Here is a 14,770-nt window from a genome sequence, read left to right as displayed (position 1 = left end):
ACGACCTTGATGGACGCTCCGACTTTTACGTTCATCGCCTTGGCAATCGTTTTCGGATTGCTGATTTTCGCACTGTGCCTTTCGGGGGTGCGCCGCTTCAATCTGCGGCGCGCCCTTGGCACAGTGGACGCCTCCATTTGCGTTGCTGGAAACAGCTGGCAGATGGGGGTTTGTCGTTATCAGGACAACGACCTTGAATGGTTCCGCCTGCTGTCCCTGAATGTGCGTCCCAAACATAAGTTCAAGCGCAGCTCCCTGGAGCTGCTGGGCCGCCGCAAGCCCACCGAGGCCGAGGCCGTGAAGGTCCAGCCCGACGTCGTGATTGTTGAACTGCGGTACGAAGGCCAGGATTTGCGGCTGGCCATGAAATTCGATGCGTACACGGGGCTGTCCTCCTGGCTGGAAGCCGGGCCGGTCATCGGCGTGGGTACCTGGCGCTAGCCACGTGGACTGGATTGCTGACATCCGGTTGACCGACGGACCGGTGTACTGGGCCGCTTGGGTCCTTGGTGCCGCCGCGGCTCTGTCCCTGATCTGGCCTCCGCGCGCCCTTGGCCCCCGCCGCTGGTTCCTCAGTGTTGCCGCGGCTGTTGCCGCAGCCGCCGCCGTGGTGCTCCTGGTCCATTGGATCCTTATCTATTGGGCCTCTGCCTTCCCCGAAGAACTGCCGTTCGACGTCCTGGCCTGGGTGCTCCCGGCCGTGGCCGCCCTCCTGCTGGTATTGCTCCGGCTCCCCACGGCGTCGTGGCGCCGCCGTGCGCTGGATGTGCTCGCCCTCCTGGCCGTGGTGTTGCTGGCTGCGGTTCAGATCAACGCGTATTTCGGCCTCAACCGGACAGTTGCGGACCTGACAGGAACGGCGCTGAGCCGCATCCCGGCCCTGGAACAGGAGCTGATGCGCCAGCCGGACAGCCCTGCCACGCCCCTGGACGGATGGAAACCCTCCAATGAGATCCCTGCCGACGGCGTTGTTCGCACCGCATCCATTCCAGGAACGTCCTCGGGCCTCCAGGCACGCGACTCGTACATCTACCTGCCACCGGCCTACTTTGCTTCGAACCGTCCCAGCCTTCCGGTCCTGGTTCTGGTGCCCGGCCAGCCCGGCGGCCCTGCCGACTGGTTGACCGGCGGGTCGCTCCCGGCACGCATGGACAGTTTCGCCGCCCGGCATGGGGGAGTGGCGCCTGTTGTTGTGGTGGTTGATCCCAACGGCAACCAGTCAGCGAACAATCTCTGCATGGACAGCGCCATCGCCCAGGCAGACACTTACCTCGCAGTGGACGTACCGGCATGGATCTCCGGAACGTTGGACGTGGACTCCGACCACCGGCAATGGGCCATCGGCGGTTTCAGTTTTGGTGGCACCTGCGCAGTTCAGATGGCCACCCGCCACCCGGAGCTGTACACGGGTGTTCTCGCCTTTTCCAGCGAGAGCGAGCCTGCGCTGGCCAAGGAACGCCAGAAAACGGTTGATGCGGCCTTCCACGGCGACACTGCTGCCTTTGATGCCCAGATACCGCTGACGCTGTTGAAGGAGCGCAAATATCCTGGCAGCGTGGCGTATTTCGCGGCCGGGGCCACAGATGCGGAGTTCGTCGCAAATCTGCGGACCCTTGAGGCGGCGGCCCGCGGGGCAGGTCTCACCGTGGGCTCGGACGTGGTGGCTCACACCGGCCATTCGTGGGATGTGCTGACTCCCGGCATGGACAACGGGCTTGAGCTGCTGGCTGCTCACTGGGGGTGGGCGAAATGAGGGAAGCTGGCGAATCCCGTGCGCCGGCCCTGCTCTGGTCAGCCGTCCTGTTTCCGGTTGGCCGAAGAATGCGGGGCTACCTGCGGTCGGTGCCACTGACCCTCAGCATCCTCGGCATTTTCCTGTTGGTCGGGGCGGCAACCGGCAGCTTCCTCAGCGGACCGCCGGAAGAGCTTCTATCCCTCGCAGGCGTCAGCGCCCCTGGTCTGAAGGCCGGCAACTGGTGGGCACTGGTGACGTCACTGTTCTTTGCCACGAACCCGCTGGCCTACCTGGTGGCGTCCCTGATGATCCTGCTGCTGCTGGGCCTGGCCGAGAGGAACCTTGGGCCCCTTCAGACTGCGGCGTTTTTCGTCGGTGGCCAGTTTGTTGCTGTCACAGTCTTCCTGCTCCTGACCCAGTTGGCGAGGTATGCGGGAGACGGCTGGCTGGGGCTGATGGCCGACAACAGCCTGATCGGTCCCTACGCCGCTATCCTTGCGGCGTCGCTGGCCGCGAGCGGCAGGATCCCTGTTCTGTGGCGGCGCCGGTTGCGGACGGCGCTGCTCTCGGTGTCGCTCCTGCTGGTCCTGTATGTGGGGCATGCCGAGACCGTCATCGGCCTGGTAGGTGCAGCGGTGGGTCTCGCAGCCAGCTGGTGGAACCAGGGCGACCACGGCCAGCTTCATCCGGCCCGCTCAAGCGGCAGGGAAACCAGGAACCTGCTCGCCCTCACGGTGGCCGTGTTTGCGGTGGGACCCATTCTTACCGCTGTTGCCCGGACGCCCACCGGCCCGCTTGCGCTGCTCCGGGACGTGGTGTTGAACCCCATGCCCACATTGGGTCAGCTCGAAGCAAACTGTGGAGCAACAGTGGAGGCATCCTGCCTGGAGGTGGGGCGGACGGGCTTCGCCGGACCCTTTGGCCTCGCCCTGGCAGTAGTGCCGGTGGTTCTGCTCCTCATCTGTGCTGACGGAATGCGCCGCGGCCGCCGCATGGCACTGCGCATCACATTGGCCCTTCAGCTGGCCGTCACGGCGATGGCCGCCGTCTACCTGGCCCTGTTCGCGCTGATCCCGCACTATCCCGCGCGGCCGCACACAGCCGCCATGGGTTCAGGTTTTGCCCACATCCTGCCTTTGGTGATCGTCCCACTGCTGCTGGCGGTCCTGCTCTGGGCTAACCGCCGCCAGTTCCGCGTCGAGACGATCCCTGCCGCCCGCCGTCGGCTCTTGGCGGTGGTCGTTGGCGTCTGGCTCCTCCTGGCCGGGAGCTACGCCCTGGCCTGGTTTGCCGCTGGGGGAATGACGCGCGACGGCGGCCTGCTGGGCTTGCTGGCCGAACTGTCCAGGCAGTATCTGCCGGTTCCACTGCCGAATCTCTACCACCGGGTTTTTGCTGAACGGGACGGCATCGAGTCCCTGATCTTTGGCTATTCCGGACCGGTCTTCTGGCTTGTTGCGTTGGCGGGCGTCTGGTCCGTGCTCCTGGGCCGGCACCATGGCAGCGATTCGGGCCACGACGACAGGGCCGCGGCCCGGAAGCTGTTGCATGAGGGCGGCGATTCACTGTCGTGGATGGCCCTCTGGGAGCCCAACCGGTACTGGTTCAGCCCGGATGGACGCGGCGCCATCGCCTACCAGCTGCATGGCAGTGTCGCCCTGACGTTGGCCGGCCCCTTCGGTGCGGCCGACTCCCGTCAGCGGACCGCCGAAGGGTTTCTTTCCTACTGCGGCAACCGCGCGCTCATCCCGGCCTTCTACTCGTGCGATGACACGCTGTGGCCCCTCCTGCAGGACCGGGGCTTCCAGCGCGTGTCAGTGGCGCAGGAGACCAGGCTGTCCGTCCGGCAACTTGAATTCACGGGCAAGGAATGGCAGAACGTCAGGACTGCGCGGAACCGCGCCGCCAAGATGGGCGTCAAGGCCGTCTGGGGTACGTACCACGGGCTTCCGTCCGCCCTGCGTGCCCGGCTCAGCGAAGTGTCGGAGGAATGGGCGGCAGGAAAATCAGTTCCGGAAATGGGATTCACGCTCGGCGGCATGGATGAGCTGATGGACGACGAAGTGCTGTGCTGCCTGGCCGTGGATGGCGACGGCCACGTGCACGGGGTGACCAGTTGGTTGCCCGTTTACGACGGCGGGACGCTGGTCAGCCGCACACTGGACGTTATGCGCCGGGGTGCTGACGGATTTCCCGGGGTGATGGAGTTCCTCATTGCTTCGGCGGTCCTGGAGTTGCGCGAATCCGTGGAGGTGATCTCGCTCTCCGGGTCCCCGCTCGCCAGCCGGCCCGGCGACGAAACGCCGGGGGAGCCGGTGCCCGCAGAGAACCTTGTCCGCATCCTCGATGTGGTGGGCCACGCCCTCGAACCGGTCTACGGATTCCGGTCCCTGGCGGCTTTCAAATCACGCTTCAAACCCGAGTACCGGGCACTTTACCTGTATTACCAGGATCCTCTGCAGCTGCCGGCGATCGGACGGGCGCTCACGCGGGCCTATTTGCCCGGCCTTTCGCTGCGGCAGGGGGCCCGGCTGGTCCGGGACCTGGTTGGCCAGGGAAGCTGATCCTCACAGCGGCACGAACGATTTGCGACTGGAAAGTCACGGTGGACAAAGACATTGCGGACAAAGAAAAGACCCCCGGCACGGATGCCGGGGATCTTTTCTTCGCTGGAGGCCACGCAGATGGCGGCCGCCGGGCGGGGGACTAGACCAGCGTTACGCCGGTAGCCTGGGGGCCCTTGGCACCCTGACCGATTTCGAACTGAACGCGCTGGTTCTCGTCGAGGGTCTTGAAGCCACCGGTCTGGATTTCCGAGTAGTGAACGAAGACATCGCCATCGGAGTCATCCGGGGTGATGAAGCCGAAGCCCTTTTCAGCGTTGAACCACTTGACGGTTCCCTGTGCCATTTATTTCTCCTCATTATGGAACTTGTCTAAGTCCGGCACACCTCGTGCCGGACTCGGTCACTCCGCGAGAAGAATCCTTCAATGCCGTTCCTGGGAACCTGCGCTGCAGGAGCTTCGCGCTCGCAACATGTCTTGCGAGCATGAAAAAACACCTACACAAAGACTGGTCTAAGAATTTCATGCCGATTCCGTCAGGTCAACGCCTCTGAACGGCCAATACGGCAAATTTCGCCGAAAAACCGGATGAATCCCCTTGTCAGGGGGCCGCAGGCGTCACCGGAGCGGATACCAGCGTTAGAAAAGCCGGGAGTCGCTGTCGTCCACGCCGCGCATGGCGTCGTAGTCCAGCGTGATGCAGTCGATGCCGCGGTCGTTGGCCAGCACCTTGGCCTGGGGCTTGATCTGCTGGGCAGCGAAGATGCCACGGACCGGGGCCAGCAGCGGATCGCGGTTCAGGAGTTCAAGGTAGCGCGTGAGCTGCTCCACGCCGTCAATGTCGCCCCGCCGCTTCAGCTCGATGGCCACGGTGGCTCCGCTGGCGTCACGAGCCAGGATGTCCACCGGGCCGATGGCGGTGAAGTACTCGCGGCGAATGAGCGAAAAGCCTGAACCCAGGGTCTCGATCTGATCGGCAAGCAGGCGCTGGAGGTCGGCTTCGACGCCGTCCTTGATGAGACCGGGGTCCACCCCAAGGTCGTGGGAGGACTCGTGCAGCTGCTCGTGGATGTTGATGATCAGGCGGTCATCGGTCTTGGCGGACTGGACCGTCCACTGTTCCGTGACGCCAAGCTCCAGGTCAATGTCCTCCGGCGAGGACACCCGCAGGGTGGCAGGCGGGCTCATCCAGTTCAGCGGCTTATAGGAGCCGCCGTCGGAATGAACCAGCACCGAGCCGTCGGCCTTGACCAGCAGGAGCCTGGTGGCAAGGGGGAGATGGGCTTTGAGCCGGCCAACATAATCAACTGAACATCGGGCTATGACAAGTCGCACGCCGTACACACTACCGGGGCTGGGGCAGAATGGAGGCATGCCGCGTTCCAACCGTCCCCGCCGCCCTGCCTCCGGAAAGCCGGGCATAGCTGGCGGAAAGCCAGTAGGCAAGAAGGGCAACGGCGACGTTCCGGAGTTGGATTTGGAGCGGGCGCGGGCTGGAATCGCCCGCCGGGAAAGCGCGCCCGACGGCGAGTGGACGGTCAGGACGATGACCGCCAGGAACGCGGAAAAGACCTACATTTGCCCCGGCTGTTCCACCGCTGTGGTCCCCGGCATCGCCCACCTGGTGGTCTGGAAGGACGATCACATATTCGGTGCGGCCGCAGGCCTGGCTGAGCGCCGCCACTGGCACACCAACTGCTGGCTGTCCCGGACGTACCGTTACCGCTGACAGCCGACGCCCCGGAGAAGCCGCGTTAAGAGCCAGCGCGCTGCGCCTGCGGACGCCGGGAGTCGCTAAGCTGGCAGGCATGACTTTTGATCCCGCGTCGTACGAATTCAGCCGGCCAACAGGGCCCGCACCCATCCGCGCGTCAACGGTGCTGCCGGCCCGGCGCGAGAACATCGAGCTCCGCACCGAAGATGGCCACACGCTGGTGGGGGAGCTGGCGCTGCCCGAGTCCGGCCAGATCACGGCGACGTTGATCACCCTGCATCCGCTTCCGACGCACGGCGGTTTTATGGACTCGCACGTGTACCGCAAGGCGTCCTACCGGCTTCCGGCCCTGGCCGGCGTGGCTGTGCTTCGTTTCAACACGCGCGGGACGGAGTCGCCGCGGGGAACCAGCGCAGGTTCCTTCGAAGAGGGGATCGGCGAGCGGCAGGACGTTGAGGCGGCGGTACGTTTCGCCGTCGAACGCCAACTGCCCAACCGCTGGCTTGTGGGCTGGTCCTTCGGCACCGAACTGGCGCTGATGTACGGTGCCGTTGAGCCGGTGGCGAGCCAGATTGAAGGTGCCGTCCTGCTGTCGCCTCCGCTGCACCGCGCCACCGACGCCCACCTGCGCCTCTGGGCGGACTCCGCCAAGCCGCTCACCGTCCTCGTGCCAGAGCATGACGACTACCTGCAGCCCGCCGCCGCCGCTGAACGTTTCAGCTTGGTGCCGCAGGCCCGGGTGGTGGGTGTCGACGGCGCCAAACACCTTTGGGTGGGGGAGAAATACGCTTCGCGCGTGCTCAAAGAAATCGTCGATGAGGTGACGGAGGCAGGCTCCGGTCCCGAAGGCCTGCCGCAGGTGTGGAACGGCCCGGTGGCCACTGCGGCCGCCTAGCGGCTGCCGCTACTAGTGCCTGTCCGCTAGTGCTTGTCCTGGCGGACGATGTAGATCTCCTTGACCAGCAGCAGGATGGCCGCCGCCGTCGGGATAGCGATCAGCGCGCCCAGGACTCCGAGCAGGCTGCCGCCGGCAATGACCGAGATCACGGCCACGGCGCCCGGCACGGCCACGGCTTTCTGCATGATGCGCGGCGAGATGAAGTAGGCCTCGAACTGGAGGTAGGCGAAGTAGCAGATGCCGTAGACGGCGGCGGTCTGCCAGCCCTCCGTCAGCGATACCAGCAGGACCACGATGCCGGCGATCATGCCGCCCACCAAGGGGATGAATGCCAGCAGTGCCACAACGAAGGCCAGCAAGAGGGCGTACGGGACACCCACAATGGACATCACGATGAACGCGAACGTGGCATTGAGCAATGCCACGCAGGCCTGCCCGATCACGTAGTTGCCGACGGATCGGGTGATCTCCTCGGAGAGGGCTTCAACCCGGGCCCGGCGAGACCGCGGCGCCAGCCGGTAGCCCCACTTCTTCATGGCCGGGAGGGCTGCGAGGAAGTAGAGGCTCAGGACCAGGACGATCAACGTGCCGAAGAGACCGTTGGCCAGGGTGGAACCGAAGCCAACCACGCCACCGAAGATCCCGCCCATCGCCTCGGGGTTGTTGACGAACTTGTCGAGTTCTTCGTTGATGCGGTCGCGCACACCAAACTGGTCATCCACGTTGCGGAAGAACTCAGAGTCGATGAAGTCCCGTACCCAGGTGGGTGCCTGCACCACAATTTGGGTGACCTGTTCCACGATGGTGGGGATGAGGGTAGCGAAGAACCCTCCCACAGCCACCACCAGGACCAGGACGGCCAGAAGAATGCCGACCGGGCGGGGAATCCGGCGGTTCTCCAGCCAGCCGACCACGGGTTCCAGGCCAAGGGCAATGAACAGGGCAGCCACAATCCACAGCAGCAGCTGCGTGGTGTTGGAGCCGATCCAGTAGACCAGCAGGGCAAGGCCCACTCCTACGGTGCCCATGAAGCCCATGTAAAGGGGATGTTGCATCGACATCCGGGGACCCGGACGGCCAAACTGCGCGGCTGTCCCGCCAGTCCCGCCGTCTTCGGTGGCGGCAGGTTCTTCCGTGTGGTTGTAATCCGGCGGGATCTCAAACCGGAGCCTGGGCTGGGCGCCCGGCAGCGGCTGGCGCAGGCGACGCACAAGCTGGCCCAGGGCCGCAGCTGCGGAGCCCCGTCGTTTCGCCGTCCCAGGCATGTCCGGCGAGGATTCCAAAGCGCCAGCGGCCGGTTGATTTTCGTGTCCCGTGGAGGACTCTTCCGTCTTGTCAGTCACTGGATTCTGGGGCCTGTTCCGTGCGTGGCGCCGCATTTGCGGGCCGGTGTGATGATCATCGCAAACACTATCAGCAGCCTTGCCAACAGGAGCGAGGGCGCCCGCCGGGCCGCCCGGGCGCCGCCGATTCCGGACTCCGCTGGCGCCCAATCGGGGGTTCTGGTAACAAAACGGTTACTATTGAAAGTAAACCCCCGCGAATGATAGGTGTTTCCTTTGCGCTTCAAGACTGCAGTTGCACTCGTGCTGCTCGGCCTCCTGACACTTCTGGCCGGTATTGGCCAGAAGACAATCTGGGCTCCCTCCGAGACCTTTACGGCTTCCGCCCCGGCAAATGCCGCGGAGGCGCCGCTGACCGTCATCGACCAGAACCTGCGCACCGCGCAGGGCGGAACGGTGAAGATCAAGATCGAAGGCGACGGCAACTTCCTGCTCGCGGCCGGCCGGCCTGACGACGTGGACGCCTGGGTAGGCCCGACGGCCCACAACACCATCACTGGGGTTTCCGAGGACAACAAATCCCTGCAGGTTGAGCACGCCGACGGCGACGCCACGGCGCCGAATCCGTCCGGATCCGATCTCTGGGTTTCCACTGAGAACGCGAGCGGTGAGCTGGAGTACTCGTGGACGCCCCCCGCTGACGGCGAATGGTCGCTGCTGCTGGCGTCCGATGGCACCAAGCCCGCACCGTCGTCGATCTCCATGACGTTCCCGAATGACACCTCCACCCCGTGGGCCATCCCGCTCATGGTGATTGGTGGCCTGCTGATCCTCGCCGGCATTGCCCTGGTGGTCCTGTCCGCACGCAAGCGGGACGGCGAAGGCAACGGCACGGGTAGCCTGTTCGCCCGGCGCGCCCGGGCCAAGGCCGAGGCAAGGTCCGCCTCACGGCTCGGCATGGTGTCCGGCGGCATTGTCACCGCCGCTGTGACCGCCCTCGTGGTAGCTGGCACGGGTGCCGTCGCCAACGCGGCCACCACGCCCGCGCCTGCTCCCACGGAATCCACGTCGTCCGAGGCCGCCCAGGGCGCCGCGCCGGTCCTCTTGGACGCCCAGTTCCGCAGGATCCTGGAGCAGGTCTCCAGCACCGCCGACGCCGGTGACGCCGCAAAGGACGCAGCCAAGCTCGCAGAGCGCGTAGCCGGGACGGAGCTTGAGGTCCGTACGCAGAACTACAAGATCCGTTCCCAGGTGGGCACTTATGAAGCCCGGATGCCCGTCCGTTCCACCAAGCTCCTCACCACGGTGGTCACCAGCGACCGCAGCTGGCCGCGTTCAGTCCTCGCCGTTACGCAGGGTGACGGCAACGTCGTCCCGCAGCTGCTCACCCTGGTCCAGCCCTCCCCGCGGGAGAACTACAAGCTGACCGAGACCACCCCGCTGCAGCCGGGAACTACGTTCCCCGCCATCGGCCGGAACGGCACCGACACGCTGGCTGCCAACGACAAATCCGGCCTGCTGTACAGCGGCGATGAAGCCCTGGCCGGGCTGGCCGACCGCCTGACGAATTCAGAGTCGAGCTTCAAGGACAAGCTGGTGGAGGGCGCATCCTCGCCGTACATCGCCGACACGCTCTCCTACCAGGCCGAGGTAGTCAAGTCCGGCGAAAACGGCAACTTCTCCTTCACCCACAAGGTAGTACCGGAAAGCACTGTGGTGTTCCGGACGGCCGACGGCGGGGCGCTGGTGCTGGGCCGGATCAACTTCGGCTTTGATGGCACGCCCAAAGCCTCCGGTGACAAGCTCACCATCGGCGACGACGCCGCGGCGCTCGCCGGCGGCAAGGAAACCACCACCGGCATGGTCCTGAACTTTGCTGAATCAATGGCGGTCTACGTTCCGCCGGCAGGATCTACTGATCCCATCAAGCTGGTGGCCGCAACGCGCGGGCTGGTAGGCGCAAGCTTCAAATAGGTCCGCAGGGTCCAGTCCCTGATGCAGTACCCCCGGCAGCGGCCGGAGTGGCTAGAGTGGAAAGCATGAGTTCGCCAGCTTCCCGCCCAGTCCCTCCAGCCGCTGCCAGCCTGCTTAACCTGCGTGGCGCCGTCGACCTTTCATCCCTGAAACAGCGCCAGGCGCCGCCTGCGGCTCCCGGCAATCCGCCGGTTCCCGGGGATGCGGGTGCCAGCGCAGAAGCAGGTGCGGTATCGCCCGACGACGGCGCGGCACCGCTGCGGGTCACTGTCACCGAAGGCAATTTCCAGGAACTCGTGGAGCTCTCCGCCCAGGTTCCGGTGGTCTTCGCGCTATGGGCCGCGTACTCGCCGGAATCCGCCGCGATGCTCGACTCGCTGGAGCGGGTCATCAACAGCTACGGCGGCCGCCTGGTCTTGGGTGCGGCGGACATCGAAGCGTTCCCGCAGCTGGCACAGGCCTTCCAGGTCCAGGCCGTCCCCACAGCCGTCGCCGTCCTCAAGGGCCAGCCCGTACCGCTCTTCCAGGGCGGCGCCGAGGAAGCCCAGATCCGGCCCCTCCTGGATGAACTGCTGAAGGTCGCGGCCGCCAACGGCGTTACGGGCAGCCTCGGCGGGGGCAGTGCGCCCATAGAGACTGAACCAGCACCTCTTCCGCCGCTGCACCAGGCCGCGTTCGACGCCATTGAGGCGGGCGACTATGAGGCAGCCGCCGTGGCCTACCGCCAGCTCCTGCTGGAAATGCCCGCCGACGCCGAGGCCAAGGCCGGCCTGGCCCAGGTGGAGCTGATGGCCCGGCTCCAGCCGCTCTCCGCCGAGGACTCGGAAGCCTTGCGTACCCTCGCCGCTAACGAACCTGACAATCTGGCCGCCCAGCTGGGCGTGGCGGACCTGGACGTGTCCGGCGGCCACGTGGAGGACGCGCTGAACCGCGTGGTCAGCTTCATCGGCCGGAACTTCGGCCCGGAACGGGAGACCGCCCGCGTACGGCTCCTGGAACTCTTCGACGTGGTGGGCACGTCCGACCCCCGTGTTGCCAAGGCACGCCAAGGTCTCGCCCGGGTCCTGTTCTAGTGCCGGCCCTGTTCCAGCCGCTCAAGCTCCGCTCCCTGGAGCTCACGCACCGCGGCTGGGTATCACCCATGTGCCAGTACAGCTGCGGTCCCGACGGCGCCCCGGGGGTTCCGAACGACTGGCATCTGATGCATCTGGGCTCCTTCGCCGCGGGCGGCGCGGCGTTGATCCTCACCGAGGCGGCCGCCGTGAATGCGGCCGGCAGGATCAGCCCCCGCGACGCCGGGCTGTACAACGACGAACAGGCCGAGGCCTGGCAGCGGATCACGTCCTTTGTGCACCGGCACGGTGCCGCGGAAGCCAAGATCGGCGCCCAGCTGGCCCACGCCGGCCGGAAAGCGTCCGCCTACTGGCCGTTCGCCGGGCAGCGGGGCAGCGTCCCGGAGTCCGACGGCGGCTGGCCCACGGTGGGTCCGTCAGGGCTGGCCTTCGACGGCTTTGCCGAACCCGCCGCGATGACCGAGGCGCAGATCCAGGACGTCATTGCCGATTTCGCAGCGGCCGCCGCGCGTGCCGTGGACGCCGGCTTCGACACCGTGGAGATCCATGGCGCGCACGGCTACCTCCTGCACCAGTTCCAAAGCCCGCTGATCAATACCCGGACCGATTCCTGGGGAGGGGACGAGGCCGGCCGGAACCGGCTGATGCTCGCCGTGGTTGATGCCGTCCGCAACGTCATCCCCGAATCCATGCCCCTGCTGCTGCGGATTTCAGCCACCGACTGGGCGCCGGGCGGCGTCGATGTCCAGGCTTCGGTCCGGCTGGCCGCCCAGGCGGCGGAGCACGGGGTGGACCTTATCGACGTCTCCAGCGGAGGAGCCGTGGCCCATCAGGACATCAGGCCGGGTCCGGGCTACCAGACGGAGTTCTCCGCACGCATCCGCCGGGAAGCCGGGGTCCTCACGGGCACCGTGGGCCTGCTGACTTCCGCAGGCCAGGCCGAGCATGCCGTGGCCACCGGACAGGCCGACGGCGTGTTTATTGCCCGGGCCGCGCTCCGGGATCCGCACTGGTGGCTCCGGGCGGCGTATGAACTGGGGCACAACCTCCCCTGGGCGCCGCAGTACGAACGGGCCATTCCGCGGCATTCGTTCTAGGCTTCCCTACGCCTTTGGCCTACTCCTGCGGGAGGACCCCTTAGGCAGGGCCCTGGGTCTAGGCTGGCATCATGACTGCTGCCCATCCTGATCCCCGCTCTGATCCGGTGGTGCACGCCGGGCCCGTTCCTGCCTTGTCCATCCGCGGCCTCGCCAAGCGTTTCGGCGGAAAAATCGCCGTGGACGGCATCAGCCTCGACGTCCCGGCAGGCTCATTCTTTGGCATCGTGGGGCCCAACGGCGCCGGCAAGACCACCACGTTGTCCATGGCCACCGGCCTGCTGCGGCCCGACTTCGGGACAGCCGTTGTCCACGGGGTGGACGTCTGGGCCCGGCCGCTGGAGGCCAAGAAGCTGATGGGCATCCTCCCTGACGGTGTCCGCCTCTTTGACCGGCTCACCGGCGAACAGCTGGTCACCTACGCCGGGCTGCTGCGTGGCATGGACAAAGACGTGGTGGCCTCCCGCGTGGGGGAGCTGTTGTCCGCCCTGGACCTGAACGAGGACGCCGGGACCCTCGTGGTGGACTATTCGGCCGGCATGACAAAAAAGATCGCCCTCGCCTCGGCCCTGATCCACGCCCCGCGGCTGCTGGTGCTCGATGAACCCTTCGAGTCCGTGGATCCCGTCTCGGCGGCCAACATCCGGTCCATCCTGGACAGTTATGTAGCCTCCGGCGGGACGGTGATGGTCTCGAGCCACGTCATGGACCTGGTCCAGCGCATGTGCGACCACGTCGCCGTGGTGGCGGCCGGAAGGCTCCTCGCTGCCGGGACCGTGGACGAAGTCCGCGCCGGGGCAACGCTGGAAGAAAGGTTTGTCCAGCTGGTCGGCGGACGAAACCACACGGAAGGCCTGGAATGGTTGCGCACCTCCTAAGGCTCAAACTGACCTTGCTGCGGAACGGCCTTCGCCGCAGCCCCTGGCAGCTCGTCGGCCTGGCGTTCGGCGGTCTCTATGCCCTGGGGCTGGTGGGCCTAGTGGTCGTGGCACTGATCCTGCTGCGCACTGTAGACCCCGAACTGGCCCGGACGGTTGTGGTGCTTGGTGGTTCAGCGGCCCTCCTGGGCTGGGGCCTCATTCCGGTGGTCGCGTCCGCCGCGGACTTGACCCTGGACCCTGCCCGCTTCACCACCTCCGCCATCCCCATGCGCCAACTGCTCACGGGGCTGGCCCTCGGCGGGCTGATCGGCATCCCCGGCCTGGCCACCGCGCTCGCAGCGCTCGCCACCGTGTGGACCTGGGCCCGTGGCCCCCTTCCCGCGGTTGCCGCACTGGTGGGCGCCGCCGTCGGCGTTCTGACATGTATTGTCCTGTCCAAAGTGGTCACCACCGCCACCGCCAGCCTGGCGTCGTCGCGCCGGTTCAAGGATGTCAGCGCCATCGCATTTATGGTCCCGCTGGTCCTGATGGGCCCGATCGTCGCTGGCGTGGGCAGGGGCATCACCGCCTCGACGGGTTTCCTGCCGGAGCTGGCTGCCACCTTGTCCTGGACGCCACTTGGTGCCGCGTGGTCCCTCGGTGGTGATGTTGCGGTTGGCCGCCCGGGAGCGGCCGCACTGAAACTCGTGATCGCCGCTGCAACCCTCGCAGTCCTGTCCTGGTGCTGGAAACTGCTCCTTGAACGGGCCCTGGTCAACCCGCCCTACGCCGGCAGCGGGAGCCGCAAGGGTGGCAAACTGGGGCTGTTCGACCTGCTGCCGGCCACACCGGCCGGTGCAGTAACAGCGCGGGCGCTGACCTACTGGCTGCGCGATCCCCGCTATTCCGGTTCCCTGGTGGTGGTCCCGCTGCTCCCCATCCTGCTGGTGTTCCAGGGCAGCCAGTCCGGTGACTACGGAGTACTGGCGGTGGCTGCACCGCTGGCTGCCTTCCTGCTGGCCTGGTCCATCTCAGCGGACGTCTCCTACGACAGCACGGCATTCGCGCTGCATGTGGCCACGGGCGTCCGCGGTGTGGACGACCGGCTGGGCAGGGCGTTGGCCTGCCTGGCTTTTGCCCTGCCCGTGGTGCTGATCTTTGCAGTGGGCCAGTACTTCTTTACCGGCAGCTGGTCGGAACTGCCCGGCCAGTTGGGCTTGAGCCTGGGCATCCTGTTCACCGGGCTTGGCTTGTCGTCCGTGGTGTCGGCACGCTACACGGTGGCCGTCCCGTTGCCCGGGGACAGCCCGTTCAAGAAGCCCCCGGGCAATGTAGGGCAGACCCTGGTGGTGCAGTTTGCCGGTATGGGCGTCCTGAGCCTGCTGGTCCTGCCCGAGGTGGGCCTGCTCATCGCGCAGCTGGTCACGGGGAATGCCATGTTCGGGTGGGCCAACCTGGCCGTCGGCCTGATGCTGGGACTGGCGCTGTTTGGGGCGGGCATTCGGCTGGGTGGAAAGTGGCTTGATGCCCGCGGACCCGAACTGCTGGCCCAACTGACCGTCAACCGCTGA

Annotated in this window: 13 protein-coding genes; 10 read left to right on the top strand and 3 right to left on the bottom strand. The window is 66.3% G+C overall.

What is annotated here, in order from left to right; translation table 11 throughout:
• Positions 1–9: 9 nt before the first annotated feature.
• From NG696_RS19005 to NG696_RS18995, 3 genes are read left to right on the top strand one after another with little or no spacing between them, the layout of a single operon-like run.
• Positions 10–441, top strand: a complete 432-nt coding sequence (locus NG696_RS19005; RefSeq protein WP_252565149.1) for a DUF2550 domain-containing protein — start codon at positions 10–12, stop codon at positions 439–441.
• 4 nt (positions 442–445) lie between these two features.
• Positions 446–1,753 carry an alpha/beta hydrolase gene (locus tag NG696_RS19000; RefSeq protein ID WP_252576382.1) on the top strand — a complete coding sequence of 436 codons (1,308 nt, stop codon included), beginning with the start codon at positions 446–448 and terminating at the stop codon, positions 1,751–1,753.
• Complete coding sequence (locus NG696_RS18995; protein WP_374211258.1) at positions 1,750–4,299, top strand: bifunctional lysylphosphatidylglycerol flippase/synthetase MprF; 2,550 nt, start codon at positions 1,750–1,752, stop codon at positions 4,297–4,299. The genes NG696_RS19000 and NG696_RS18995 overlap by 4 nt, the downstream gene beginning before the upstream one ends.
• Before the next feature lie 142 nt (positions 4,300–4,441).
• Here NG696_RS18995 and NG696_RS18990 read toward each other — a convergent pair whose 3' ends face one another.
• Together NG696_RS18990 and nucS are read right to left on the bottom strand one after the other, a co-directional pair.
• On the bottom strand, positions 4,442–4,645 hold the full coding sequence (locus NG696_RS18990) for a cold-shock protein (protein WP_011692441.1): 204 nt from the start codon (positions 4,643–4,645) through the stop codon (positions 4,442–4,444).
• 294 nt (positions 4,646–4,939) lie between these two features.
• Positions 4,940–5,635 (bottom strand): endonuclease NucS, encoded by a 696-nt coding sequence (gene nucS, locus NG696_RS18985; RefSeq protein WP_058933052.1) that lies wholly within the window; start codon positions 5,633–5,635, stop codon positions 4,940–4,942.
• A 37-nt stretch (positions 5,636–5,672) separates the two neighbouring features.
• Here nucS and NG696_RS18980 point away from each other — a divergent pair, with 37 nt between their 5' ends.
• Together NG696_RS18980 and NG696_RS18975 are read left to right on the top strand one after the other, a co-directional pair.
• Complete coding sequence (locus NG696_RS18980) at positions 5,673–6,029, top strand: Rv1322 family protein (RefSeq protein ID WP_058932022.1); 357 nt, start codon at positions 5,673–5,675, stop codon at positions 6,027–6,029.
• 79 nt (positions 6,030–6,108) lie between these two features.
• The gene (locus tag NG696_RS18975) at positions 6,109–6,909 is read left to right on the top strand and encodes an alpha/beta hydrolase (protein WP_252576381.1); all 801 of its coding nucleotides are present in this window, start codon (positions 6,109–6,111) and stop codon (positions 6,907–6,909) included.
• A gap of 26 nt (positions 6,910–6,935) precedes the next feature.
• Here NG696_RS18975 and NG696_RS18970 read toward each other — a convergent pair whose 3' ends face one another.
• On the bottom strand, positions 6,936–8,177 hold the full coding sequence (locus tag NG696_RS18970) for an AI-2E family transporter (RefSeq protein WP_252576599.1): 1,242 nt from the start codon (positions 8,175–8,177) through the stop codon (positions 6,936–6,938).
• 294 nt (positions 8,178–8,471) lie between these two features.
• Here NG696_RS18970 and NG696_RS18965 point away from each other — a divergent pair, with 294 nt between their 5' ends.
• From NG696_RS18965 to NG696_RS18945, 5 genes are all read left to right on the top strand, one after another.
• Entirely contained in the window at positions 8,472–10,169 is a 1,698-nt protein-coding gene (locus tag NG696_RS18965) for a DUF8094 domain-containing protein (RefSeq protein WP_252565155.1), read from the top strand.
• Between the two features lie 65 nt (positions 10,170–10,234).
• Positions 10,235–11,242, top strand: a complete 1,008-nt coding sequence (locus NG696_RS18960) for a tetratricopeptide repeat protein (RefSeq protein WP_252576379.1) — start codon at positions 10,235–10,237, stop codon at positions 11,240–11,242.
• Positions 11,242–12,339 (top strand): NADH:flavin oxidoreductase/NADH oxidase, encoded by a 1,098-nt coding sequence (locus NG696_RS18955; RefSeq protein WP_252565159.1) that lies wholly within the window; start codon positions 11,242–11,244, stop codon positions 12,337–12,339. Before NG696_RS18960 ends, NG696_RS18955 begins: the two co-directional genes overlap by 1 nt.
• 71 nt (positions 12,340–12,410) lie before the next feature.
• Positions 12,411–13,217, top strand: coding sequence for an ABC transporter ATP-binding protein (locus tag NG696_RS18950; RefSeq protein ID WP_252565161.1), 807 nt, complete (start codon positions 12,411–12,413; stop codon positions 13,215–13,217).
• Positions 13,199–14,770, top strand: a complete 1,572-nt coding sequence (locus NG696_RS18945) for a transporter (RefSeq protein WP_252565163.1) — start codon at positions 13,199–13,201, stop codon at positions 14,768–14,770. Before NG696_RS18950 ends, NG696_RS18945 begins: the two co-directional genes overlap by 19 nt.

This window comes from Pseudarthrobacter cellobiosi (assembly GCF_023913755.1).
GTDB classification, from domain to species: domain Bacteria; phylum Actinomycetota; class Actinomycetes; order Actinomycetales; family Micrococcaceae; genus Arthrobacter; species Arthrobacter cellobiosi.
The sequence above is the reverse complement of the archived record's forward strand: the minus strand, read 5'-3'. Positions and strand labels throughout refer to the sequence as shown.